Annotated in this window: 22 protein-coding genes, 1 tRNA gene and 1 pseudogene; 16 read left to right on the top strand and 8 right to left on the bottom strand. The window is 66.1% G+C overall.

Features of this window, described 5'->3' with window-relative positions; genetic code table 11:
• Window positions 1–54: 54 nt before the first annotated feature.
• The gene (gene mshD / locus LFT49_RS15270) at window positions 55–1,023 is read right to left on the bottom strand and encodes a mycothiol synthase (RefSeq protein ID WP_236799137.1); all 969 of its coding nucleotides are present in this window, start codon (window positions 1,021–1,023) and stop codon (window positions 55–57) included.
• Between the two features lie 33 nt (window positions 1,024–1,056).
• Window positions 1,057–1,755: a winged helix-turn-helix transcriptional regulator gene (locus LFT49_RS15265; RefSeq protein ID WP_236799136.1), complete on the bottom strand. Its 699-nt coding sequence runs from the start codon at window positions 1,753–1,755 to the stop codon at window positions 1,057–1,059.
• A 340-nt stretch (window positions 1,756–2,095) separates the two neighbouring features.
• Between LFT49_RS15265 and LFT49_RS15260 the strand changes: the two genes are divergently transcribed.
• The 5 genes from LFT49_RS15260 (at window position 2,096) to LFT49_RS15240 (ending at window position 6,818) form a co-directional block, all read left to right on the top strand.
• Entirely contained in the window at window positions 2,096–2,863 is a 768-nt protein-coding gene (locus LFT49_RS15260) for a permease (protein ID WP_237430529.1), read from the top strand.
• Between the two features lie 173 nt (window positions 2,864–3,036).
• The gene (locus LFT49_RS15255) at window positions 3,037–3,645 is read left to right on the top strand and encodes an FABP family protein (protein WP_142133067.1); all 609 of its coding nucleotides are present in this window, start codon (window positions 3,037–3,039) and stop codon (window positions 3,643–3,645) included.
• A 64-nt stretch (window positions 3,646–3,709) separates the two neighbouring features.
• The gene (ygfZ, locus tag LFT49_RS15250; RefSeq protein WP_237428660.1) at window positions 3,710–4,792 is read left to right on the top strand and encodes a CAF17-like 4Fe-4S cluster assembly/insertion protein YgfZ; all 1,083 of its coding nucleotides are present in this window, start codon (window positions 3,710–3,712) and stop codon (window positions 4,790–4,792) included.
• On the top strand, window positions 4,792–5,217 hold the full coding sequence (locus LFT49_RS15245) for an ankyrin repeat domain-containing protein (RefSeq protein WP_237428659.1): 426 nt from the start codon (window positions 4,792–4,794) through the stop codon (window positions 5,215–5,217). Before ygfZ ends, LFT49_RS15245 begins: the two co-directional genes overlap by 1 nt.
• A gap of 50 nt (window positions 5,218–5,267) precedes the next feature.
• Complete coding sequence (locus tag LFT49_RS15240; protein WP_237428658.1) at window positions 5,268–6,818, top strand: DHA2 family efflux MFS transporter permease subunit; 1,551 nt, start codon at window positions 5,268–5,270, stop codon at window positions 6,816–6,818.
• Here LFT49_RS15240 and LFT49_RS15235 read toward each other — a convergent pair.
• From LFT49_RS15235 to LFT49_RS15215, 5 genes are all read right to left on the bottom strand, one after another.
• Window positions 6,780–7,496: a GNAT family N-acetyltransferase gene (locus LFT49_RS15235; protein ID WP_237428657.1), complete on the bottom strand. Its 717-nt coding sequence runs from the start codon at window positions 7,494–7,496 to the stop codon at window positions 6,780–6,782. The two genes, LFT49_RS15240 and LFT49_RS15235, sit on opposite strands and share 39 nt — an antisense overlap.
• Before the next feature lie 46 nt (window positions 7,497–7,542).
• Complete coding sequence (locus LFT49_RS15230) at window positions 7,543–8,568, bottom strand: ATP-dependent 6-phosphofructokinase (protein WP_236799129.1); 1,026 nt, start codon at window positions 8,566–8,568, stop codon at window positions 7,543–7,545.
• A 215-nt stretch (window positions 8,569–8,783) separates the two neighbouring features.
• The gene (locus tag LFT49_RS15225; RefSeq protein ID WP_142133071.1) at window positions 8,784–9,041 is read right to left on the bottom strand and encodes a PspC domain-containing protein; all 258 of its coding nucleotides are present in this window, start codon (window positions 9,039–9,041) and stop codon (window positions 8,784–8,786) included.
• A 3-nt stretch (window positions 9,042–9,044) separates the two neighbouring features.
• The gene (locus tag LFT49_RS15220; RefSeq protein ID WP_236799127.1) at window positions 9,045–9,299 is read right to left on the bottom strand and encodes a hypothetical protein; all 255 of its coding nucleotides are present in this window, start codon (window positions 9,297–9,299) and stop codon (window positions 9,045–9,047) included.
• Window position 9,300: 1 nt separating this feature from the next.
• Window positions 9,301–11,061 (bottom strand): PspC domain-containing protein, encoded by a 1,761-nt coding sequence (locus LFT49_RS15215; RefSeq protein WP_237428656.1) that lies wholly within the window; start codon window positions 11,059–11,061, stop codon window positions 9,301–9,303.
• Window positions 11,062–11,186: 125 nt separating this feature from the next.
• On the opposite strand from LFT49_RS15215, the gene LFT49_RS15210 reads away from it, so the two are divergent.
• Both LFT49_RS15210 and LFT49_RS15205 read left to right on the top strand, forming a co-directional pair.
• A complete protein-coding gene (locus LFT49_RS15210; RefSeq protein WP_237428655.1) occupies window positions 11,187–12,551 on the top strand; it encodes an ATP-binding protein in 1,365 nt (454 codons plus the stop codon).
• The gene (locus LFT49_RS15205) at window positions 12,548–13,237 is read left to right on the top strand and encodes a LuxR C-terminal-related transcriptional regulator (protein ID WP_237428654.1); all 690 of its coding nucleotides are present in this window, start codon (window positions 12,548–12,550) and stop codon (window positions 13,235–13,237) included. Before LFT49_RS15210 ends, LFT49_RS15205 begins: the two co-directional genes overlap by 4 nt.
• 172 nt (window positions 13,238–13,409) lie before the next feature.
• On the opposite strand, the gene LFT49_RS15200 is transcribed toward LFT49_RS15205, so the two are convergent.
• Window positions 13,410–14,627 carry a pyridoxal phosphate-dependent aminotransferase gene (locus LFT49_RS15200; RefSeq protein WP_237428653.1) on the bottom strand — a complete coding sequence of 406 codons (1,218 nt, stop codon included), beginning with the start codon at window positions 14,625–14,627 and terminating at the stop codon, window positions 13,410–13,412.
• Between the two features lie 289 nt (window positions 14,628–14,916).
• Between LFT49_RS15200 and LFT49_RS15195 the strand changes: the two genes are divergently transcribed.
• The 9 genes and pseudogenes from LFT49_RS15195 to rplL all read left to right on the top strand — a co-directional run bounded on the left by LFT49_RS15195 (window position 14,917) and on the right by rplL (window position 20,519).
• Window positions 14,917–14,989: transfer RNA gene (locus tag LFT49_RS15195), tRNA-Trp, on the top strand.
• Window positions 14,990–15,071: 82 nt separating this feature from the next.
• A complete protein-coding gene (gene secE, locus LFT49_RS15190; RefSeq protein WP_237428652.1) occupies window positions 15,072–15,356 on the top strand; it encodes a preprotein translocase subunit SecE in 285 nt (94 codons plus the stop codon).
• Between the two features lie 112 nt (window positions 15,357–15,468).
• A complete protein-coding gene (nusG, locus tag LFT49_RS15185) occupies window positions 15,469–16,281 on the top strand; it encodes a transcription termination/antitermination protein NusG (RefSeq protein WP_237428651.1) in 813 nt (270 codons plus the stop codon).
• Window positions 16,282–16,409: 128 nt separating this feature from the next.
• The gene (gene rplK / locus LFT49_RS15180) at window positions 16,410–16,841 is read left to right on the top strand and encodes a 50S ribosomal protein L11 (RefSeq protein WP_018760472.1); all 432 of its coding nucleotides are present in this window, start codon (window positions 16,410–16,412) and stop codon (window positions 16,839–16,841) included.
• A gap of 179 nt (window positions 16,842–17,020) precedes the next feature.
• Window positions 17,021–17,728 carry a 50S ribosomal protein L1 gene (gene rplA / locus LFT49_RS15175; RefSeq protein ID WP_236799121.1) on the top strand — a complete coding sequence of 236 codons (708 nt, stop codon included), beginning with the start codon at window positions 17,021–17,023 and terminating at the stop codon, window positions 17,726–17,728.
• 209 nt (window positions 17,729–17,937) lie between these two features.
• Window positions 17,938–18,060: pseudogene (locus LFT49_RS15170) on the top strand (GNAT family N-acetyltransferase); the annotation flags it as partial.
• Between the two features lie 7 nt (window positions 18,061–18,067).
• Window positions 18,068–19,186 carry a GNAT family N-acetyltransferase gene (locus LFT49_RS15165; protein ID WP_236820182.1) on the top strand — a complete coding sequence of 373 codons (1,119 nt, stop codon included), beginning with the start codon at window positions 18,068–18,070 and terminating at the stop codon, window positions 19,184–19,186.
• Window positions 19,187–19,482: 296 nt separating this feature from the next.
• Entirely contained in the window at window positions 19,483–20,064 is a 582-nt protein-coding gene (gene rplJ / locus LFT49_RS15160; RefSeq protein ID WP_221386458.1) for a 50S ribosomal protein L10, read from the top strand.
• A 77-nt stretch (window positions 20,065–20,141) separates the two neighbouring features.
• Window positions 20,142–20,519, top strand: a complete 378-nt coding sequence (gene rplL / locus LFT49_RS15155) for a 50S ribosomal protein L7/L12 (RefSeq protein WP_236799119.1) — start codon at window positions 20,142–20,144, stop codon at window positions 20,517–20,519.
• Window positions 20,520–20,540 lie beyond the last annotated feature (21 nt).

The following is a 20,540-nucleotide window of genomic DNA, read 5'->3' as shown; positions in this document are numbered from 1 at the left end:
CCGAGGGCACGGCCCTTGTTTTACGCGCTGACGGCGTTCGCTGGGTCGCCCTGTTCAGCCCGCAGCCGGCCCATACATGACGTCCATGTCCCACCGGGTGAAACCCAGCCGCCGGTACAGGGCCACCGCTGCGCTGTTGTCGGCGTCGACGTAAAGCATGACGGCGCTCAACCCTGCGTCACGGAGGTGCTTGATGCCCGCAATCGTCAGGGCCTTGCCCAGGCCCATGCCCTGCGCCTGGGGCGTCACTCCCACCACATACACCTCGCCGATGGCGGGGTGCGCACCATGCCGCGGGTGGACCTTGGTCCAGTGGTAGCCCAGCAGCCGGCCGTCCCGGTCCTCGGCCAGGAAGAATCCGGCAGGATCAAACCAGTCTTCCGCCATGCGCGCCTCGAGGTCGGCCCTGGTCAGGTTGCCCTGTTCCGGGTGGTGGGCAAACGCCGCGCGGTTGGCAGCCAGCCAGGAATCCTCGTCCTTGCCCGGCACGAAGGTGCGGATGGCCACCCCGTCCGGGAGGCCGGCGTCGGGCAGGTCCGCGCCCGCCGTCGTCATCCGCATTTTCCACAACTCGCGCATGGGCGCGTAGCCGTAGCGTGCGGCAAGGTCGGCAGCGGCCTCGTGGTTCCCGTGGGACCAGGCCTTCAGCCCGTCGAAGCCGCGGACTTCCTTGAGCGCTCCGACCAGCCGGTCCGCCACGCCCTGGTTCCGGTAGGAGGGATGGACAGCGATTTCCAGGACGCCGTTGCCGTCGGGCTCTTCAACCACCACGGCGAAGCCTGCCAGGTCCTGGGCGGTGGCGGGATCGGAGTCCTCGTCCGGCGCGTACAGCGCCAGTGTCAGCAGCGTGTGCTCCGCGGAGTCCCCGGCACGCATGGTCACCAGGGTCTGCTCGGAAATGGACGGGTTGCCGTCCGATTCCTCGGCGGCGGCCAGGAGGTCCCGGCAGTCTTTCAGGAGTTGCTGGTCAACTCCGCCACGGACGACATGGACGGGCCACTTCTGCGGATGCGCTGGAGTCATGAGCCAAGGCTATACGTCGACGGCGGACGGGGCTCAGGCTTCGGTGAGTTCGTCTTCCTGCTGCCGGACCAGGGTGAGGCGGTAGCCAACGTTCCTGACCGTGCTGATGAGGTTCTCGTGGTCCGCCCCAAGCTTGGCCCGCAGGCGCCGGACGTGGACGTCCACGGTGCGGGTGCCGCCGTAGTAGTCGTACCCCCAGACCTCGGTGAGCAGCTGCTGGCGGGTGAAGACACGCCCGGGATGCTGCGCCAGGTACTTGAGGAGCTCGAACTCCTTGAAGGTCAGGTTCAGCGGCGCACCGTTTACCCGGGCCGTGTAGCTGGCTTCATCGATGATGACGCCGGCGGCGCGGATTTCGGTCGGCGCGTCTTCCTGCTCCGGGACGGCACGGGCGACGGAGAGCCGGATGCGGGCCTCCACCTCGGCGGGGCCGGCGGAATCAAGGACGATATCGTCAACAGCCCAGGCCGACGAGACTGCGGCCATGCCGCCTTCGGTCAGGATCAGCACCAGCGGGGCGCTGAGGCCGGTGGCTTTGAGGAGCTGGGTAAGGGAACGGGCGCCCACCAGGTCCTTGCGGGCGTCCAGCAGGACGACGTCGCAGGGGTCCGTTTCCAGCAGGGCCGTGGGTTCGGCGGGCAGGATATGGACCCGGTGGTTCAGCAACTCGAGGGCAGGCAGGATGTCCACCGAAGAACCGGTGCTGTTGGTCAGTAACAGGATGTGCGACATTGTTCCTCCAAGGGCCGTCCGCGCATCATTGGGCGACTGAACCGGATTCTCACCGGCCGGTACTGGCTGCCTGCAGGAGGTTTGTGGACCGTCAGCGCGCCGCCGGCCAGCCACCTCAGCAGGGAGCGTAGCTGAACCTTGAGTATACCCGGCAGGTCCCTCCCGGCCACAGATTGCGGCCGTGGAGAGGCTCGATTTGCGACATATCCGGTTCATATAAGGCAGGATTGAACCAGGGCTGACAGCCCTGCCATGAGGGGGCGGACCAGCCTTCCGGCCGAATGCCAGGATGGGAAAGCAGCGCAGTGAGTGCACGGACGAACCTCAGGCCGGGCCGCACATGACGGCCGAATTGCAGGCGCCCGTGCGTTCGCTTGGATCCTGGAGCATCGGAGTCGTCGGGATCACCGGCCTCATCGCCATCATCGCCGGGGTCTACGCGTCCCCGGAGGCGCTCGTCGCCGTCGGCATCTTGATCGCCGCGGCTGTGGGCATTGGGTGGCCGCACTTCCTGCGCATCCCCGCCAAGAAGACCCTCGCCGCAGTCATCGCCCTGCCCGGTGCAGCCTCGGCAGTGGCCGCCGCCGTGGCCCCGGCCCCGGGGTACCTGGACTGGACACCGACATTTGTGGCGCTGGGGATGATGGCTGTCTTCGTGGTGCAGCTGATCCGCGGCACCGGCCAGGCGCAGCGGCTGGAATCCACCCTTGGATGCTGCGCGGGCGTGCTGCTGTCCTGCCTCGGCGCCGGCTGGATTGCCGGCGCCCGCTTCAACGGGGTCCGCGAGATGCTCCTGGTGGCGGCCATCAGCGCGGCAGTGGCCCTGCTTGCCGGGCTCATCCGCTGGCCGGACAGCATCGTTGCCCCGCTGGGAGTGGTGCTTGCGGGACTGGCAGGTCCGCTCGCGGGACTGGTCCTGTCCGATATCGCCGTCCTGCCGGCCGCAATCTTCGGCGTGGTGGTGGGTGCGGTCCTGGCGAGCTTCCGCCGTCTTGCGACGCTTCGCGGCGCCCCACTGAACATCCCCGCCGCACTGGGCATGGGCCTTGCCCCGGTGTCGGCTGTGGGATCCCTCGCCTACTTCATAGACAAACTACTCATCTACTAACGGGTTAGGATGGCACCATGTCCGTACTTGCTTTTGAAATCTTCTTCCTTGTCCTGCTCGGCATCGCGAGCCTGTCCATGGCCTGGTTCGCCGGTTTCGTGGTCTACCGCCTCTTCAAGGGCCAGAAGTAGCCACCCCTTTTCCGGAGCCAGCCGCATCTGGAGGTAAGACCAATGCCCATTGAGATTCCTACAGACCTGACGCCTGAACTCGTCCCGCTTTCCTGGCTCATTGGTGAGTGGGAGGGCCGCGGCCGGCTCGGCAGCGGCGACGAGGATTCCGAACACTTCCTGCAGCACGTCTCCTTCACCCACAACGGCCTGCCGTACCTTCAGTACCGTGCGGAGAGCTGGCTGACCGACGACGAAGGGACGCGGCTGCGGCCGCTCACCGTCGAGACAGGGTTCTGGGCGCTGGAGCGCAAGCAGCTGGATGCCGACGGCGGTCCCGGCCTGGTGCCGGCAGACATCGTGCCGGTATTGAAGAGCGCCGACGAGGTGGAAGCGCTGCGCAACAAGGACGGAGGCTTCGACATCTCCGTGTCCATCTCGCATCCGGGCGGAATCTCGGAGCTGTACTACGGCCAGATCAAGGGCCCGCAGATCCAGCTCACCACCGACATGGTGATGCGCGGCAGCCACTCCAAGGACTACAGCGCCGCCACCCGGATCTTCGGGCTGGTGGACGGCAACCTGCTGTGGCGGTGGGACGTAGCCACCGGCGGAGAAGCCGGCAAGGGACTTGAGGCCCACGCCTCCGCGTTCCTGCACCGGGTCTCCTGAGCAGGGTTTCACCCCGATTCCGGAAATCCGGAATACCGCTGACCGCCAAGGACTTCTACTTCATATGACTACGCCCAGCCCTTTGTTGTCGCGCCCCGGCGCCGTAGAGGCCGCCGGCCCTGACGCCGGTGTCGCCGCCCACTACGGTGAGCCGCTGCGCGAGCAGCGCGCCCTCGCAGCCGGAACCGCCGTCGTCGACCTTTCCCACCGCGGCGTGGTCACCGTCACCGGGCCGGACCGGCTGAGCTGGCTCAACACCCTGTCCTCGCAGCAGGTGGCAGCCCTCAAGCCCGGCGAGTCCAGCGAGCTGCTGCTCCTGAGCGTCCAGGGCCGCATCGACTTCGATGCCCGGGTGGTTGACGACGGCGGGACCACCTGGCTGATCGTGGAGGCAGCGGAGGCCGCGCCCCTTGCTGAGTACCTCAACCGGATGAAGTTCATGCTGCGGGTGGAGATCGCCGACGTCTCCGCGGACTGGGCCGTGGTGGGGAGCACCCGGGCAGTTCCCGAATGGTCCGGCTACCTTGCCTGGCAGGATCCATGGCCGCACGTGGGAGCCGGGGGTTACTCCTACGCCACCGTCTCGGAGGAGCACCATCCGGGCGTGGAGCGTCCCTGGTTCGAGTACCTCGTCCCCGCCGCCGAGCTGGAGGAAGCTGTCAGCGGACGCGCGCTGGCAGGCGTGCTCGCCGCGGAAGCCCTGCGCATCGCTGCCTGGCGTCCCCGGATCGGCGCCGAAATCGATGACAAGACCATCCCGCACGAACTGGACCTGCTGCGCACGGCCGTGCACCTGGCGAAGGGTTGCTACAAGGGGCAGGAAACCATCGCCCGCGTCCACAACCTGGGCCATCCGCCGCGCCGGCTGGTGTTCCTGCAGCTGGACGGCTCGCAGCACACCCTGCCCGCCGCCGGCAGCCCGGTCCTGGCGGGAGAGCGAAAAGTGGGAGCGGTGACCTCCGTGGCACAGCACTACGAGATGGGGCCCGTGGCCCTGGCGGTCATAAAGCGTTCCGTTGCCCCAGATGAAATACTGACCGTCCTGGACGGCGACGAGCCGTATCCGGCCGCCCAGGAACTGATTGTCGCCCCCGACGCCGGCCAGGTTGTGGGGCGCCAGACCGGATTCCTGAGGGGGCCACGCTGATGACCGAGAACACCACGCCCGTCCACAGTGGGGCGGAGGCAGCGGAAGGACACGACGACGACGCGCTGGCTTTGGCGCATGCGCTCTTCCAGGCTGCGCGTGAAGGAAACAACGCGCTGCTTGGTGCCTACCTGGATGCCGGCGCCCCCGCCACCATGACGAACGCTGCGGGGGACTCCCTGCTGATGCTGGCCGCATACCATGGCCACGCCGGCACCGTTGAGCTGCTCCTGCAGCACGGGGCCGACGCAAACACCGCCAATGACCGGGGACAGACGCCCCTCGCCGGAGCGGCATTCAAGGGCTACACGGACGTGGCCCGGGTCCTGCTGCGCGCCGGCGCGGATCCGGACGCCGGTGCGCCATCGGCACGGGCCGCGGCGCAAATGTTTGCCCGCACGGAGATCCTGGACCTGCTGGGCTAGCCTTACCAAGTGCCCGCGCGGCACGGCCATAACTTCAAAAGGATGACCGAGTGGAAAACGTAGAAAAGCCCTGGCCGGCCCTGTGGTCCCTGGTGATCGGGTTCTTCATGATCCTGATCGACACCACCATCGTGTCCGTGGCCAACCCCCGGATCATGGAAGGCCTGCACGCCGACATTAACTCGGTGATCTGGGTGACCAGCGCCTACCTGCTGGCCTACGCCGTCCCGCTGCTGATCACCGGCCGCCTGGGTGACAGGTTCGGGCCCAAGAAGCTCTATCTCACCGGCCTGGTGGTCTTCACCCTCGCGTCGCTGTGGTGCGGCCTGTCCGGCGACGTCCGGATCCTGATTGCCGCCCGCGTCCTCCAGGGCCTTGGCGCGGCCATGATGACCCCGCAGACCATGGCCGTGATCACCCGCATCTTCCCGCCGGACCGCCGCGGTTCAGCCATGGCTGTCTGGGGTGCAACTGCCGGCATGGCCACCTTGGTGGGCCCCATCCTCGGCGGCGTTCTGGTGGACGGCCTTGGCTGGGAGTGGATCTTCTTCATCAACGTGCCCATCGGCGTCGTGGGCTTCATCCTGGCGCTGCGCAACGTTCCTGCCCTCAGCACGCACCCGCACCGGTTCGACATTCCCGGCGTGCTGCTCAGTGCCGTCGGCCTCTTCCTGCTGGTGTTCGGCATCCAGGAGGGGGAGACCTACAACTGGGGCACCATCGTTGGACCCATCAGCGTGTGGGGCCTGATCATAGCCGGCATCGTGGTGCTGGCCGCTTTCGTCCTCTGGCAGCGGTTCAACAAGGGCGAGCCGCTGCTGCCGCTGGGACTCTTCCGGGACCGGAACTTCTCGCTCGCCAACATCGGCATCACCACCGTGGGCTTCACCGTGACTGCCTTCAGCCTGCCGCTGATCTTCTACTACCAGCTGGTCCGGGGCCTCACCCCCACGCAGTCGGCCCTCATGATGGTGCCCATGGCGCTGATTTCCGGCGGCCTTGCACCCGTGGTGGGCAAGCTGGTGGACCGGGTCAACCCGAAATTCATTACGGCCACCGGCCTGGTGCTCATGGCAGTCGCGCTGCTCTGGAACTCCGCACTGATGCAGCCCGACACGCCCATCCTGATGTTCCTGCTCCCCAGCGCGGTGCTGGGCTTTGCCAACGCCGGCATCTGGGCCCCGCTGAGCACCACGGCCACCCGGAACCTGCCCCCGCGCCAGGCCGGTGCCGGGTCGGGTGTCTACAACACCACCCGCCAGATCGGCGCGGTCCTGGGCAGCGCCGCCATCGCTGTGCTGATCCAGTCCCGGCTTGCCGCCGAACTTCCGTCGGGTGGTCCCGGCGGGGCCGCGGGCGAAGGCCTTGCCATGGGCGGCCCGCTGCCCGAGTTCCTCCACAGTGGATTCTCGACGGCGATGGGCCAGTCCATGCTGCTGCCCGCCGGGGTAATCCTGGTGGGGGCGGCGGTGGCACTGTTCTTCGCCAAGCCCCAGCCGGTCCAGGGCTGGAGCACCCAGGGCCAGCACGGCGGGGAGAGCCACGGCCAGGGCGGCCAAGCGTCAGCGAAGGTGGACGCTGGTCTGGATTCCGCCGGCTGAGAGTCCAAGTTTTCGGGCCAGTGCCAGGCACCCGGTGTTGCTGACGTCCGCGCGCCACTGCAGGGTCAGTCCGGCGGCGAGTGCCTCGTGGGCCGCGATGGATCCGGCGAGCGAGCCCAGGCCCTGCCGGCGCCACTCGGGATCCACCAGCACGCCCATATTGGCCAGCAGGCCTTCCCATTCCCCGTAGGCACCGCAGGCCAGGGGAACGCGCCTGCCGTCCAGCTGGTGCACGATGGTGAAGCGGTTCTCCAGGTCGGAAAGGCCCACTTCGTTGACGTCGTCCGGCGGGCAGCGCCCCTCCAGCTCGATCGCCTCCGGGTTGCCGTGCGAGACGGTCAGTTCCTCGGACGGTTGCTGCAGCGGCAAGTCGTCCGCGAAGAACAGAGCCGCCGACCCCAGCCCGTGGCCGCCGCGGTCCCTGGTCAGTTTCAGGAGCGTGACGTGGTGGGCCATCTCCTCATCAGGAATGTCCGCAGCGGCATCGATGACGCTCTGCGGGCCCACCAGCGCCGAACTCCCGAACAGCCGCACGAACTCCACCGTGCGGCATGATTCGTCGGCGCGGACAATCCGGTTCCCGGACGCGAGTGCATCGCCGAAAGAGTCGTCGTCAAGGCCCAGCCGGCGCGCCCACGCAAGCTGGATGATGGCCGCAGAGCCGGGATCGAGTGTCATGGTCCCAGCCTAGGGCGGGCCGGAGGCTTAGCCGAACAGGACAGGCCTAACCGAACAGCACCGCGGCTTCGTCGTACCGGTTTTGCGGCACGGTCTTGAGCTGGCCCAGGGCTTCCTCGAAAGCAACGTGGCGGATGTCCGTGCCCTTCAGCGCCACCATGGTGCCCCAGTAGCCCTCCACCACGGAGTCGATGGCGGCCATGCCCAGCCGGGTGGCCAGGACGCGGTCGAAGGCGGAGGGGACGCCGCCGCGCTGGATGTGCCCCAGGATCGTGGCGCGGGTTTCGATGCCGGTCCGGGCTTCGAGCTCGGGGGCGAGCTGGTCGGCGATGCCGCCCAGGCGCGGCCGGCCGAAGGTGTCCAGGCCGCGCTCGGAGTGCGGGCTTTCCATGTGCTCCGGCACGAACCCTTCGGCTACCACCACCAGGGGCGCACGGCCACGGTGCTGGGCTTCCTTGACCCACTCGGTGATCTGCTCAATGCTGACTTTTTGCTCGGGGATGAGGATGGCGTGGGCGCCGGCGGCCATGCCGGCGTGCAGGGCGATCCAGCCCACGTGCCGGCCCATCACTTCGGCGATCATGCAGCGGTGGTGGGATTCACCGGTAGTCCGGAGCCGGTCGATGGCCTCGGTGGCAATCTGCACTGCGGTGTCGAAACCGAAGGTGTAGTCGGTCGCGTCAAGGTCGTTGTCCACGGTCTTGGGGACCCCGACGATCTTCAGTCCGGCGTCGGTGAGGCGCTTGGCCGCAGCGAGGGTTCCCTCACCGCCGATGGCGATGATGGCATCGATGCCCAGCCGGTCCATGTGGGCCTTGATCGCCTCGGGGCCGCCGCCGTTTTCGAACGGGTTGGTGCGGGAGGTGCCCAGGATGGTGCCGCCCTGCTTTGCGATGCCACGGACCATGGTGCGGGGAATGTCGATGATGTCGCCCTCCACCACGCCGCGCCAACCGTCACGGAATCCGACGAATTCCTGGCCGTGGACGGCGATGCCTTTCAGCACGGCGCCGCGGATGACGGCGTTCAATCCGGGGCAGTCGCCACCGCTGGTGAGGATTCCAATTTTCATGTTCGGCTCAAATCCTGGGAGAAGGTTTACAGGCAGAGCGCCACGCTGAGCTCACCTAGAAGTGTAGTGGGGTGTGTGGGGTACGACACAAACCGGTTACATTAGGGCCCGCTGTCCGGAAGCGGAGAACAGCAAAAGGCCCCTGCCTGGCGAAGCATTCGCACAGGCAGGGGCCTTGGTCGGCGGGTGGAAGCCGGGTCCGTTTCAGCGAGCGTTCAGGGCCGGTTGAGCGAGCGGCGGTCCAGGAACGTCTGGAGCAGGATCTCGTTGCGCTGGTCGGGAATGATGATCCAGGCCAGGAGGTAGAAGATCACGGCGGGTCCGGGGAGGAGGCAGAACAGCAGGAACGCGATGCGCACGTAGGCCACGTCCACGTTGAGCTGTGCGGCGATGCCTCCCAGCACTCCGCCGAGCCAGCGCTGCGGGCCGCGCTTCAGGCCAAAGCCCCTGACAATGCTGAAGAACTTATCCATGGTTCAAGACTTCCCTGTAGTTGGTTCGTTGTCACGTTTACGGGCGGAGAGCAGGCCGCCCACCACCAGGGCCACGCCCGCTCCGATCATGAGGCCGATCAGGACGTAGGTGCCGTTAAGGGTGATGATTCCCAGCTGCGCCACGAGGATCAGCACGGCCAGCGCCAGGACGATCAGTCCCCACACCACCGTTCCCACCCTGGCAGGTGCCGGGCCCCCGGTGTCCGGTTCCGCCGTCGGAATGTTGCTGCTGTCCATGTCAGTTGCCTTCCTGGATCGTGACGTTGCTGAAGGTGCCGTCGATCTGCACCACCAGGTGGTTGCCGGGCCTGTCCGTGTTGTAGCTGCTTTCGCGGGTGGTGGTACCGCCGCGCTGCCCGCTTACCTCGTTCAGGTTCCCCATGGTCATGTCCGCCTTGATGTCCACGGGCAGGTTGTGCGGGATGACCACGGTGACGTTGCTGGCGGTGACGTCCAGGGGAACCACGACGTCGGAGGTCAGGGGGGCGCTGGGGGACAGGTCCGTGAGGTCCACGGTTCCCCGGCCGGCGGTGATGTCGATGCCCCCGCGCGCCTCCTCAATGCTTGCCGGGTTCCAGTCCACCTGCTGGAAACGCATCCGGCCGTCATCCACGGTGTTGTAGACGCCCCCGGTGACAAGGGCGATCACGGCGAAGAGGCTCAGGATGCCCGCGCTCCGGCCGCGCAGCCCCGCTATCAGGATGCCCAGGCCGAGGACTACGGCTGCGCTGGCCCACACAATGGCGTTGGCAGAACCGCCCAGGCTGATGAGGTTGGCGGCGTCCAGCGCTTTGAGCCCACCGCCCACCAGCAGGGCACAGCCGGTTGCGATGGCCACGGCCGGGGCGCCGGGACCGGACGGGCGGGGCTTAGGCGGCCGCGGCGGGACCCAGGGCGCCGGGTAGCTGCCTCCGCCGGGGACACCGCTGCCGGGTCCGCCTGGTGTGCTGCGGCCGGGCACACCCGCGCCAGGGACCGCGCCAGTGGGAAACGTGCCGCCATACCCGCTGCCGGTGCCCGTGCCTGCGCTGCCGTAGCCGCCCTGGCCGTAGGCGCTGGACCCCGTGCCACTGGGATACGTGGGCCCACTGCCATAGGTGGGAGCCCCGCTGCCGGACGTAGGCACCGAAGATTGCCCAGGTGCCGGCGCTGAAGCCGTGCCGGCGGAGAACGACGACGTGTATCCCGTGCCTGAGTGCCCCGAAGGTTGGGTCGTTCCGTGGACTGATCCGTGCCCGGCCATAGTGGGGTGGGCCTTGTTGCGCTGGGAAAGGTAGTAGACCAGGTAGATCGCACCTCCCACCCAGAACACGGTCCACAGCAGGCCGCTCAGGCCGTTGTGGCTCCACCCCCAGAAGCCTCCGCCCAGGCCCGTCAGTCCCAGGACCGTGGCGATCAGGGAGCCCGTCATGCCGCTGGACCAGCGCCCGGCGCCGGCTTCCTGGACGTGGATCCTGCCGTCCGGTTCCGGGAGGAAGGCCCATGCCAGGCCGTAGAGCAGCACGCCGATACCGGCCAGGAGGGTCAGGACGATGAAGACACCGCGGATGATGATGGGATCTACATTCAGCCGGTGGGCGATGCCGCTGCACACGCCGCCGATCCACCGGTCGTTGCCCCGATAGATGCCATTGCTCCTGATCCAGCCAAAGAAGTCCGTGGAGGGAGCCGGAGCCGGGTTGTTGTGGAAGGCGTAGTCAGGGCCGGAGCCGGCACCAGGGCCCGGACCAGCGCTCGAACCCGGACCAGCACCGCTGCCCGGGCCGGCTGCCTGGCCGCCAGCGGAGGGATAGTCCGGAGCCATTGGATCGATGGGGTCTGAAGCCCCGATTGGGCGGCCCCCGGAGGGCGTGGTGGAGGGATCCGTCGCGCCGGCCGAAGGTATTGAATCGGAAGACGGCAGTGGCTCGGTGGGCTGCTCGCTGCCCGTGCCGTGCGGCCCTTCAGGGAGGTGTTCGGCAGGGTGTTCGTCGTCGGGGGAGGGGGTCTGCGAGTTCATACCTCGATCCTCCCGCCCGGCCGGGTTCACGCTCTACTGGGGGAAACCCTGAACCGTCCCTGAGCTGTCCCCGGGAACCGGCCGGATGCGGTCCGGGCCACCCTGATCCGTGCTTGGATTGATCCATGACAACCCTCCCGGCGCGCCCGCCCCTGGCACGGAGCAGCGACCGTGTCATCGCCGGGGTGTGCTCGGGCCTCGCCGCACACCTGGGCTGGCCGGTGAAGAACGTCCGGCTGGCCATGGTCCTCGCCTCCTTCGCGGGCGGGGCAGGCCTGGTCTTCTACGCGTGGCTGTGGATCATGGTTCCCACGGCGGATGAGGCTGCCCGCCGCAATGCCCGCCGGCCGGCGTCGCCCATTGCCCCCGCCGTAAGCCATCCAGTGCAGGGCCAGGGCACTCCGGGTGATCCGTTGCAGGGAGCAGCGCCCGACGGCGGACCTCATTCGGGTGCCGCCGGTTCGGTTGCGGACGGCGGGGCGTCCGCTGCCCCACGATGGTTCCGGGCGCGCGGTATGCGGTACGGCAAGGAAATCCTCCTGGGCTGTGGGCTCCTGCTGGTGGCCGGCATCATGATCGCCCAACTGCTGGGCGTGGACGTCTCCCTCGGCACGCTGATCCCCGCCGCCGCCGTCCTGGGCGGTGCCTCCATCGCGTGGATGCAGCTGGACGAAACCCGCAGAGCCGGGCTGGTGGACAAGACCAAGGCCGACCAGGCCGGCGGGTGGGGCAGGCTCGCCGCCGGACTGGCCCTGGTGGTGGCCGGCGTCCTGGTGATGGTCTCCGGCTCAGGATCGTGGGAGCAGACGTGGCTTGCGCTGCTTGCCTCCGTGGCCGTGCTGGGCGGTGTCGTGCTGGTCCTGCTGCCGTGGGCACTGAAATTCTGGCGGGACCTGGAAGCTGAGCGCGCCGGCAGGATCCGGGAGACGGAAAGGGCGGAGATTGCCGCCCATCTCCACGATTCCGTGCTGCAGACGCTCGCCCTGATCCAACGGCGGGCAGGCAACGAGCACGACGTCGTCCGCCTGGCGCGTGCCCAGGAACGTGAGCTGAGGGGCTGGCTGTTCCAGGACGCGGGCCGCGAAAGTGGACAGCTGTCGGACCGGATCAAGGCCGTCGCCGCTGAGGTGGAGGACCTCTTGGGCCATGCCGTGGAGGTGGTCACCGTTGGCGATGCCGCCATGACCGAGGCACGCGAAGCCCTGGTCCAGGCCAGCCGTGAGGCCATGCTCAACGCATCACGCTACGGCGGCGGGACGGTCTCGGTCTACCTCGAGGCATCGGATGGACAGGCAGAGATCTTCATCAAGGACAGGGGGCCGGGCTTTGAACTGGGCGATGTACCGGCGGACCGGTTGGGTGTACGGGAATCGATCATCGGCAGGATGAAACGCCACGGCGGCTCGGCTGCCATCCTCAGCACCGGGGACGGCACCGAGGTCCGGCTTCGACTGCCGGCTGCAGCAGAACATGCGGAAGGGAAATCATGAACACGACGCAGGGGACAGGTGCCGGAAGCGCCCGGCCGGCCAACTCGGTGCGGGTGGTCATCGTCGACGATCACGCCATCTTCCGGTCCGGACTGAAAGCCGACCTCGACGCCAGCATCCAGGTGGTGGGGGAGGCTGCCACGGTGGAGCAGGCCATCGCCGTCATCGCAGGGCAGCGGCCCGACGTCGTCCTTTTGGACGTACACCTGCCCGGCGGCCTTGGCGGCGGCGGCCGCGAGGTCATCGCCGGTTCCGCCGCGTTGCTGTCCACCACGCGCTTCCTGGCCCTGAGCGTCTCTGACGCCGCCGAGGACGTGGTGGCCGTGATCCGAGCCGGCGCCCGCGGCTATGTCACCAAGACCATCTCCGGCGCCGAAATCACGGACGCCGTGTTCCGCGTGGCCGGCGGTGACGCAGTCTTTTCGCCCCGCCTTGCCGGGTTCGTCCTGGATGCCTTCGGCACCGCTCCCGCGGACATCGCCGACGACGAACTGGACAAACTCTCCGCCCGCGAACTCGAGGTCATGCGCCTGATCGCCCGCGGCTACAGCTACAAGGAGGTGGCCAAGGAGCTCTTCATCAGCATCAAGACCGTGGAAACCCACGTGTCGGCAGTGCTGCGCAAGCTCCAGCTCTCCAGCCGCCATGAACTAACCAAGTGGGCCGCGGAGCGCCGCCTCCTCTAGCGACAAACGCCGGCTCACTTTTGGCAACCATTCCCTCAACGCCCCATCACCTTTGGCGGCTTAAGCGCCAACGCCCGCTCACCTTTGGTCGCTTAAACCCAAACGCCCGCTCACTTTTCCTAAGGAAGTGAGCGGGCGTTTGGGTTTTGCCTGTGAAAAGTGAGCGGGCGTCCTACTGGGCCTTGCCCAGGAAGTCCTGCAGGCGCTGCACGCCGGTGGCGAGGTCGTCGTCGCCCAGGGCGTAGGACAGGCGCAGGAAGCCGGAGGGACCGAATGCCTCGCCCGGAACCACTGCCACCTCAACCTCGTCGAGGATCAGCGAGGCGAGCTCGGCGGAGGTCTGCGGCGTGGCGGTGCCGGACGCCGTCGGAAATTCCTTCCCCAGCAGCGCACGGACGTCCGCATACACGTAGAAGGCGCCCTTCGGCGTCGGGCATTCCACTCCGTCGATCGCGTTCAGCCCAGCCACGATGGCCTTGCGGCGGCGGTCGAAGGCCACCTTCATCTCGTCGACGGCGGTCAGCGGGCCGGAAACGGCGGCGAGGGCCGCGATCTGCATGATGTTGGAGACGTTGGAGGTGGCGTGCGACTGCAGGTTGGTGGCCGCCTTGATGACGTCGGCGGGGCCGATCATCCAGCCCACGCGCCAGCCGGTCATGGCGTAGGTCTTGGCGACGCCGTTGAGGATGACCACCTTGTCGCCCAGTTCCGGGGCGGCCGTGGCGATGGAGGTGAAGGGGACGCCGTCGTAGGTCAGGTGCTCGTAGATCTCGTCCGTGACCACCCACAGGCCCTTGGCGGCGGCCCACTTGCCGATCTCCGCGACCTGCTCCGGGGAGTAGACAGCGCCGGTGGGGTTCGACGGCGAGACGAACAGCAGGATCTTGGTGCGGTCCGTGACGGCTGCTTCGAGCTGGTCGACGGTCACCAGGTAGTCCTGCTCCGGACCGGCGAAGACCTCTACGGGGACGCCGCCGGCCAGCCGGATGGCCTCCGGGTAGGTGGTCCAGAACGGGGCGGGTACGAGGACTTCGTCGCCCGGGTCCACCAGGGTGGCGAACGTGTTGTACACGGCCTGCTTGCCGCCGTTGGTCACCAGTACCTGCGAGGGGTCTACTTTGTAGCCCGAATCGCGCAGGGTCTTCTCCGCGATGGCCTTCTTCAGCTCGGGCAGGCCGCCGGCGGGGGAGTAGCGGTGAAACCTGGGCTGGCCGGCAGCCTCAACGGCCGCCTGGACGATGTAGTCCGGGGTGGGGAAGTCGGGTTCGCCCGCGCCGAAGCCAACAACCGGCCGGCCAGCTGCCTTCAGCGCCTTGGCCTTGGCATCAACGGCCAGGGTTGCGGATTCGGCAATTGCGGAAATGCGTTGGGAAACGCGGGCGGCAGACATGGCAGGTCCGTTCTTCGCTTGCAGCCGGGAGGCTGGAATGTGGGATTCGACGAGTTCTACTCTATGCTGTTCACCGGACCCTCCGGGGTGCCGGTTTTGATTTATGACTGCCCCGCGCAGCAGGTTCGCGCAGCAGGTTTCAGACCCGGCGACGGATGGGCCGGAACGGGCCGGTTTTACCTACGCGAAGTTCTTGCGTAGACTGGTTCACCGGTGTTGAAACACGGATGATGACGTGTGCCCCAGTTCAAGCTGGTGTTGGGTCGTCACAGAGTGCAATTCACTCCATAGGGTAGTGGCGCAATTGGTAGCGCAGCGGTCTCCAAAACCGCAGGTTGCAGGTTCGAGTCCTGTCTGCCCTGCGCAAGCTGTTCCGGGCGAAAGCCCGGGGCAGGCGCAGCAACCATGGTTCTGATCAGGGCCGGGTAATCCACCATTGCAAAGATGAGCGAGGACCAGGTGACCGAAACAGCTGCCAGCAGCTCCAAGGGCCGCCCAGCTAAGAAGGAAGCCAAGGCAAACTTCTTCGCCCGCATTGCACTCTTTGTCCGCCAGATCATCGGCGAACTGAAGAAGGTTGTTGCCCCCACCCGCAAGGAACTGATCAACTACACGCTCGTGGTGCTGGTGTTCGTGGCCATCATGATGGTCGTCGTCAGCCTGCTGGACATAGGTTTCGGAACCGCTGTCAGCTGGATCTTTGGCGGCACCGGTCCCAAGGACAGCTAGGCTGCACGGTCCGCAGGCCGCGTGTTCCGCCGGGAAACCGGAAGGATGCACCGGTGTGCGGAATTGAGCCATTTAAATAGGCATGTTAGGCAATGAGGAAGCAGGAGACCAAGTGTCTGAGCAGGAGCTCGAGGTAACCGAGACTGGGCTGGAAGAATCCCCGGACGTCACGGCAGAAGCCGGCGAAGAGTCCGAGGTTGAGTCCTCCGCGCCCGAATCCGACGACGCCGCCTCCGATGTTGCCGACGCAGACGCTGCCGACGCTACAGAAGCCGGCGACGAAGAGACCGACGCCCTTGCCGCCGCGGCAGCCACTGCAGCTGCGGACCCGGCCGAGGAATTCAAGGCCAAGCTGCGCCGCCAGGAAGGTGACTGGTACGTCATCCACTCCTACGCCGGTTACGAAAACCGCGTGAAGGCCAACCTTGAAACCCGCATCCAGACCCTGGACATGGAAGATTACATCTTCGAAATCCAGGTGCCCATGGAAGAAGTCGTGGAGATCAAGAACGCCCAGCGCAAGGTGATCAACCGCGTCCGCATCCCCGGCTACGTCCTGGTCCGCATGGACCTGACCGACGCCTCCTGGGGCGCCGTCCGCCACACCCCCGGCGTCACCGGCTTCGTGGGCAACGCCCACAACCCGGTCCCGCTGCGCCTGGACGAGGTCTTCTCCATGCTCGCTCCCGTCTTCGAAGAGGAACAGGCCGAGAAGGGCAAGCCGGTCAACAAGCAGAACCAGGCTCCCGTGGCCGTGGACTTCGAGGTCGGCGAGTCCGTCATCGTCAAGGAAGGCCCGTTCGAGACCCTTCCCGCCACGATCTCCGAGATCAAGCCCGAGTCCCAGACCCTCGTGGTGCTGGTCTCCATCTTCGAGCGCGAAACGCCCGTCACCCTGGCGTTCAACCAGGTCACCAAGATCTGAGAATCCTAGAATTCGTCCCGGCGCCGCCCGCTTAGCGGCACCGGAACGGCCGGCCGCCTTGCCATGGCGGCCAAAAACCTGAGGCACGCTCCTGTGCCCCAGGACGTTATTGAGAGAAGGACCCTACATTGGCTCCCAAGAAGAAGGTCACCGGCCTCATCAAGCTGCAGATCCAGGCAGGTGCCGCCAACCCGGCCCCGCCGATCGGTCCTGCGCTTGGCCAGCACGGTGTCAACATCATGGAATTCTGCAAGGCGTACAACGCTGCCACGGAAGCCCAGCGCGGAAACGTCATCCCCGTGGAAATCACGGTCTACGAGGACCGCTCCTTCACGTTCATCACCAAGACCCCGCCGGCTGCAGAGCTCATCAAGAAGGCTGCAGGCGTTGCCAAGGGTTCGTCCACCCCGCACACCGTCAAGGTCGCCAAGCTGACCCAGGCCCAGGTCAACGAGATCGCCTCCACCAAGATGGAAGACCTCAACGCCACCAGCCTCGAAGGCGCAGCGAAGATCATCGCCGGCACCGCCCGCTCCATGGGCATCACCGTCGAGGGCTAATACCCCATACCGCTGTCCAGCGTCGTGGCAATTGACGACGACGGGCGGCACCGCCGGGACACCGGCACCAAGAAAATTCAAATGTTGGCCATCCGGCCGGATAACGAACCGGATTGGGCGACTGTGGCAGGGCCCAGCGCGGTCCGCAGACCACAACTGCACAAGGAGAAACAAGCAGCATGGCAAAGCGCAGCAAAGCATATGAGGCAGCAGCCGCCAAGATCGATGCAACCAAGCACTACGCACCGTTCGAGGCAGTAACGCTGGCCAAGGACACCAACCCGTCCAAGTTCGACGCCACCGTTGAGGTTGCCTTCCGCCTCGGCGTCGACCCCCGCAAGGCTGACCAGATGGTCCGCGGCACCGTCAACCTGCCCCACGGCACCGGTAAGACCGCCCGCGTCCTGGTTTTCGCCACGGGTGACAAGGCTGAGGCCGCAATCGCAGCCGGCGCCGACTTCGTTGGTTCCGATGACCTGATCGAACGGATCGCAGGCGGCTGGACCGACTTCGACGCCGCCGTTGCCACCCCTGACCTCATGGGCAAGGTTGGCCGCCTCGGTAAGGTCCTGGGCCCGCGTAACCTGATGCCGAACCCCAAGACGGGCACCGTGACCCCCGACGTCACCAAGGCCGTCAACGACATCAAGGGTGGAAAGATCGACTTCCGCGTCGACAAGCACTCCAACCTGCACTTCATCATCGGCAAGGTTTCCTTCGACGCACAGAAGCTGGCTGAGAACTACGCAGCCGCCCTGGAAGAGGTTCTTCGCCTCAAGCCGTCGGCATCCAAGGGCCGCTACATCCAGAAGGCCACCGTGGCCACCACGTTCGGCCCGGGCATCTCCGTGGACCCCAACGTCACCAAGGTGCTCACCGAGGCGTAGTCCTTGATTGAAGTTCCTGCCCGGACTGATTCCGGAGCATCCGAAGACCGTCCCGGCGCATCAGCGCGGGGGCGGTCTTCTTTTTGACCCGGCGCTTTCCCTAAGCTGGCTTGAGCGGCCACGCCGATCCGTCTGAACGCAACCCGGACTACTCGCGCCGGATTGGTGATTGCCGCCGTCGTGCTTCCGCCGGACCCAGGGAAGAACGACCCTCGGCGCGCTCGGCCCTGACATGGAATGCCAGCGAAAACCAGCATATGCTGGCGATAAATATTGCACTTGGATTCAAACCTGTTGGTTATGAAGGTGAGTGGCAGAAACGGCTGGGATGATGCCCGAATGGCAATAGACGTTAAGATCGAGCAGCTCTGGATCCCCGACTCATTGGACACCCCGGACGCTGCGGACTTCCTGGCGGCCGTGGAAGTGGGCCGCAAAGTGCGCATGCAGACCTGGGGCAGTGACGATCTAGCCTATGGTCCGCTTGAGAAGCTGCTGGAGTTCGCGGATCCTTATGAGCGCCAGCTGATCCTTGTGGCCAAGGTGGACGGCGCCATTGTAGGCACGGTGGACATTGCGCTGCCCCTTACCGACCACCTTGACCTCGCCGAGCTCACCCTCGACATCCTTCCGGAGTACCAGAGGCAGGGCGTTGGACGCCGGCTGCTGGAGGCGGCCGAACAGCTGGCCCGGGGTGAAGGCCGCACCATGATCCTGGTGGACACCAATCACCCCGGCGCTTCACTGCACGAGTTTGAGCAGGCCCAGCTGGTCCCCGGGTCGGGGCAGGGGTTCGTGCCGCTGGAGAGCCGGGAGGTGGAGTTCGCCCGGAAAACCGGGTACACGCTTCAGCACATTGAGCAGTTCAGCTCCTGCCTCCTGCCCCTGGACACCAAGCTCGTGGCAGACCTCCAGGCCGAAGCCGAGGAAGCGAACAACGGCAGGTACCGGCTGCACCATTGGACGGACCGCTGCCCCGAGCGCTGGCTGGAGGCGGTGGCGGCCCTGGAGAACCAGGCGGGGGTGGACGTTGACCCTTCCCTGGATGCGCCGATTGAGCAGGACATGGTGTTCGACGCCGGCATCCTTCGCGAGGCGGAAGACGTCGCCATCGCGCAGGGGAGACGGACGGTGGTCACCGCCGTGGAGCATATCGCCACGGGAGCGCTGGTGGGACTGACCACCATCACGGTGCTGGCGCACCGGGCCGATGTCGTGTTCCAGGACGACACCCTGATCCTGCAGGAGCACCGCGGCAACAAGCTGGGCCTGCTGATCAAGGTGGCCAATATGGAACGGCTCAGTGAGCAGTTCCCGGATGCGCGCATTATCTACACCTGGAATGCGCCGGAGAACCGGTACCTTCTGACGGTCAACAAGCAGCTCGGTTTCCAGACTGCGGGAGTTACGGGAATCTGGCAAAAAGAGCTTCCCACCCTGCATACCAGCACCAGTTGAGGCCCGATTTGGAGGACGGGTACCGCCTCGCGTAAGCTGGAAGTACCAAAGACCGTCGGTTGTTGGAAATCCACTCTCCTGAACATGGCTCAACTCTGTAGTTGTGCGCTGGGGACAACAGTGGCTTTCCGGACGAAGGACCCTCAACGCAGGGCGGCCGGCGCAGGTGAACGAAGCAAAGTTCCGCGGTACAGCCGCGTTGAGCCAAGCCCCGTGCATCTGCGCGGGGCGTTTTTAGTTTTAGCTCTCTTGAGCGGGGACCGTCGAATACCGGCACTATCCCCGGAAGGAGGGTTATGGCAACGCCTACCAAGGTTTCAGCAGTAGCTGAGATCACTAACGATTTCAAGGAATCGAACGCCGCTGTCCTGACCGAATACCGCGGGCTCACCGTTGCACAGCTCAAGCAGCTGCGTGTTTCTCTCGGCCAGGACACCAAGTTCGCGGTCGTTAAGAACACCCTGACCGCCATTGCAGCCAAGGAAGCCGGCGTCGAAGCATTCGACGGCCAGCTTGCCGGCCCCACTGCAATCGCGTTCATCAAGGGTGACGCAGTTGCCGCTGCCAAGAGCCTGACGGATTTCGCCAAGGCCAACAAGCAGCTGGTCATCAAGACCGGTTACTTCGAGGGCAAGGCGCTGGACGCCAGCGAGGTTGCCGCACTGGCTGCCCTCGAGTCCCGTGAGCTGCAGCTCGCCAAGGTTGCAGGCGTCCTCAAGGCCCCTGCCGCCGCAGCTGCACGCATCATCGACGCACTGCGCCTCAAGCTTGAAGAAGAGAACGGTGCACCGGCAGCTGCCGAAGCGCCCGCCGCTGAAGAAGCTCCTGCCGCTGAAGCCGACGCTGCCGCCGAGGCTCCCGCTGCCGAAGAGAACTAATTCTCTTACCCCCACCAGACTCCGGTGCCAGTCCGGCCCAGCGCCGTTCGGACACCACAACAGGAAGGACGCCTACCATGGCGAAGCTCAGCAACGAAGAGCTCATTGAAGCTTTCAAGGAACTGACCATCATCGAGCTCTCCGAGTTCGTCAAGCTCTTCGAAGAGACCTTCGAAGTTACCGCTGCTGCTGTAGCCGTTGCCGGCCCTGCCGGTGGCGGAGCTGCTGAAGAGGTTGAAGAGAAGACCGACTTCGACGTCATCCTCGAATCTGCCGGTGACAAGAAGATCGCAGTCATCAAGGAAGTTCGCGCCATCACCTCCCTCGGCCTCAAGGAAGCCAAGGACCTGGTTGACAGCGCTCCCAAGGCTGTCCTCGAAGGCGCCAACAAGGAAGCTGCCGAGAAGGCCAAGGATCAGCTCGAGGCTGCAGGCGCCACCGTTACCCTCAAGTAACAGCGCCTTTTTCCCGGGAAA

Origin of the sequence: Arthrobacter sp. FW306-06-A (genome assembly GCF_021870055.1) — a bacterium.
In the GTDB taxonomy this organism is placed as follows: Bacteria; Actinomycetota; Actinomycetes; order Actinomycetales; family Micrococcaceae; genus Arthrobacter.
This window is presented reverse-complemented; position numbering and strand designations above follow the sequence as displayed.

What these genes read in the sequence shown, in the direction of transcription:
- ygfZ (WP_237428660.1), top strand. Translation starts at nt 3,710, where the DNA reads ATGACTACGCCCAGCCCTTTGTTGTCGCGCCCCGGCGCCGTAGAGGCC.
- rplA (WP_236799121.1), top strand. Translation starts at nt 17,021, where the DNA reads ATGGCAAAGCGCAGCAAAGCATATGAGGCAGCAGCCGCCAAGATCGAT.
- LFT49_RS15220 (WP_236799127.1), bottom strand. Translation starts at nt 9,299, where the DNA reads ATGGACAGCAGCAACATTCCGACGGCGGAACCGGACACCGGGGGCCCG.
- LFT49_RS15255 (WP_142133067.1), top strand. Translation starts at nt 3,037, where the DNA reads ATGCCCATTGAGATTCCTACAGACCTGACGCCTGAACTCGTCCCGCTT.
- LFT49_RS15215 (WP_237428656.1), bottom strand. Translation starts at nt 11,061, where the DNA reads ATGAACTCGCAGACCCCCTCCCCCGACGACGAACACCCTGCCGAACAC.
- LFT49_RS15265 (WP_236799136.1), bottom strand. Translation starts at nt 1,755, where the DNA reads ATGTCGCACATCCTGTTACTGACCAACAGCACCGGTTCTTCGGTGGAC.
- LFT49_RS15235 (WP_237428657.1), bottom strand. Translation starts at nt 7,496, where the DNA reads ATGACACTCGATCCCGGCTCTGCGGCCATCATCCAGCTTGCGTGGGCG.
- LFT49_RS15225 (WP_142133071.1), bottom strand. Translation starts at nt 9,041, where the DNA reads ATGGATAAGTTCTTCAGCATTGTCAGGGGCTTTGGCCTGAAGCGCGGC.
- rplL (WP_236799119.1), top strand. Translation starts at nt 20,142, where the DNA reads ATGGCGAAGCTCAGCAACGAAGAGCTCATTGAAGCTTTCAAGGAACTG.
- rplJ (WP_221386458.1), top strand. Translation starts at nt 19,483, where the DNA reads ATGGCAACGCCTACCAAGGTTTCAGCAGTAGCTGAGATCACTAACGAT.
- mshD (WP_236799137.1), bottom strand. Translation starts at nt 1,023, where the DNA reads ATGACTCCAGCGCATCCGCAGAAGTGGCCCGTCCATGTCGTCCGTGGC.
- LFT49_RS15210 (WP_237428655.1), top strand. Translation starts at nt 11,187, where the DNA reads ATGACAACCCTCCCGGCGCGCCCGCCCCTGGCACGGAGCAGCGACCGT.
- secE (WP_237428652.1), top strand. Translation starts at nt 15,072, where the DNA reads ATGAGCGAGGACCAGGTGACCGAAACAGCTGCCAGCAGCTCCAAGGGC.
- LFT49_RS15245 (WP_237428659.1), top strand. Translation starts at nt 4,792, where the DNA reads ATGACCGAGAACACCACGCCCGTCCACAGTGGGGCGGAGGCAGCGGAA.
- LFT49_RS15260 (WP_237430529.1), top strand. Translation starts at nt 2,096, where the DNA reads ATGACGGCCGAATTGCAGGCGCCCGTGCGTTCGCTTGGATCCTGGAGC.
- LFT49_RS15205 (WP_237428654.1), top strand. Translation starts at nt 12,548, where the DNA reads ATGAACACGACGCAGGGGACAGGTGCCGGAAGCGCCCGGCCGGCCAAC.
- LFT49_RS15165 (WP_236820182.1), top strand. Translation starts at nt 18,068, where the DNA reads ATGGCAATAGACGTTAAGATCGAGCAGCTCTGGATCCCCGACTCATTG.
- LFT49_RS15200 (WP_237428653.1), bottom strand. Translation starts at nt 14,627, where the DNA reads ATGTCTGCCGCCCGCGTTTCCCAACGCATTTCCGCAATTGCCGAATCC.
- LFT49_RS15230 (WP_236799129.1), bottom strand. Translation starts at nt 8,568, where the DNA reads ATGAAAATTGGAATCCTCACCAGCGGTGGCGACTGCCCCGGATTGAAC.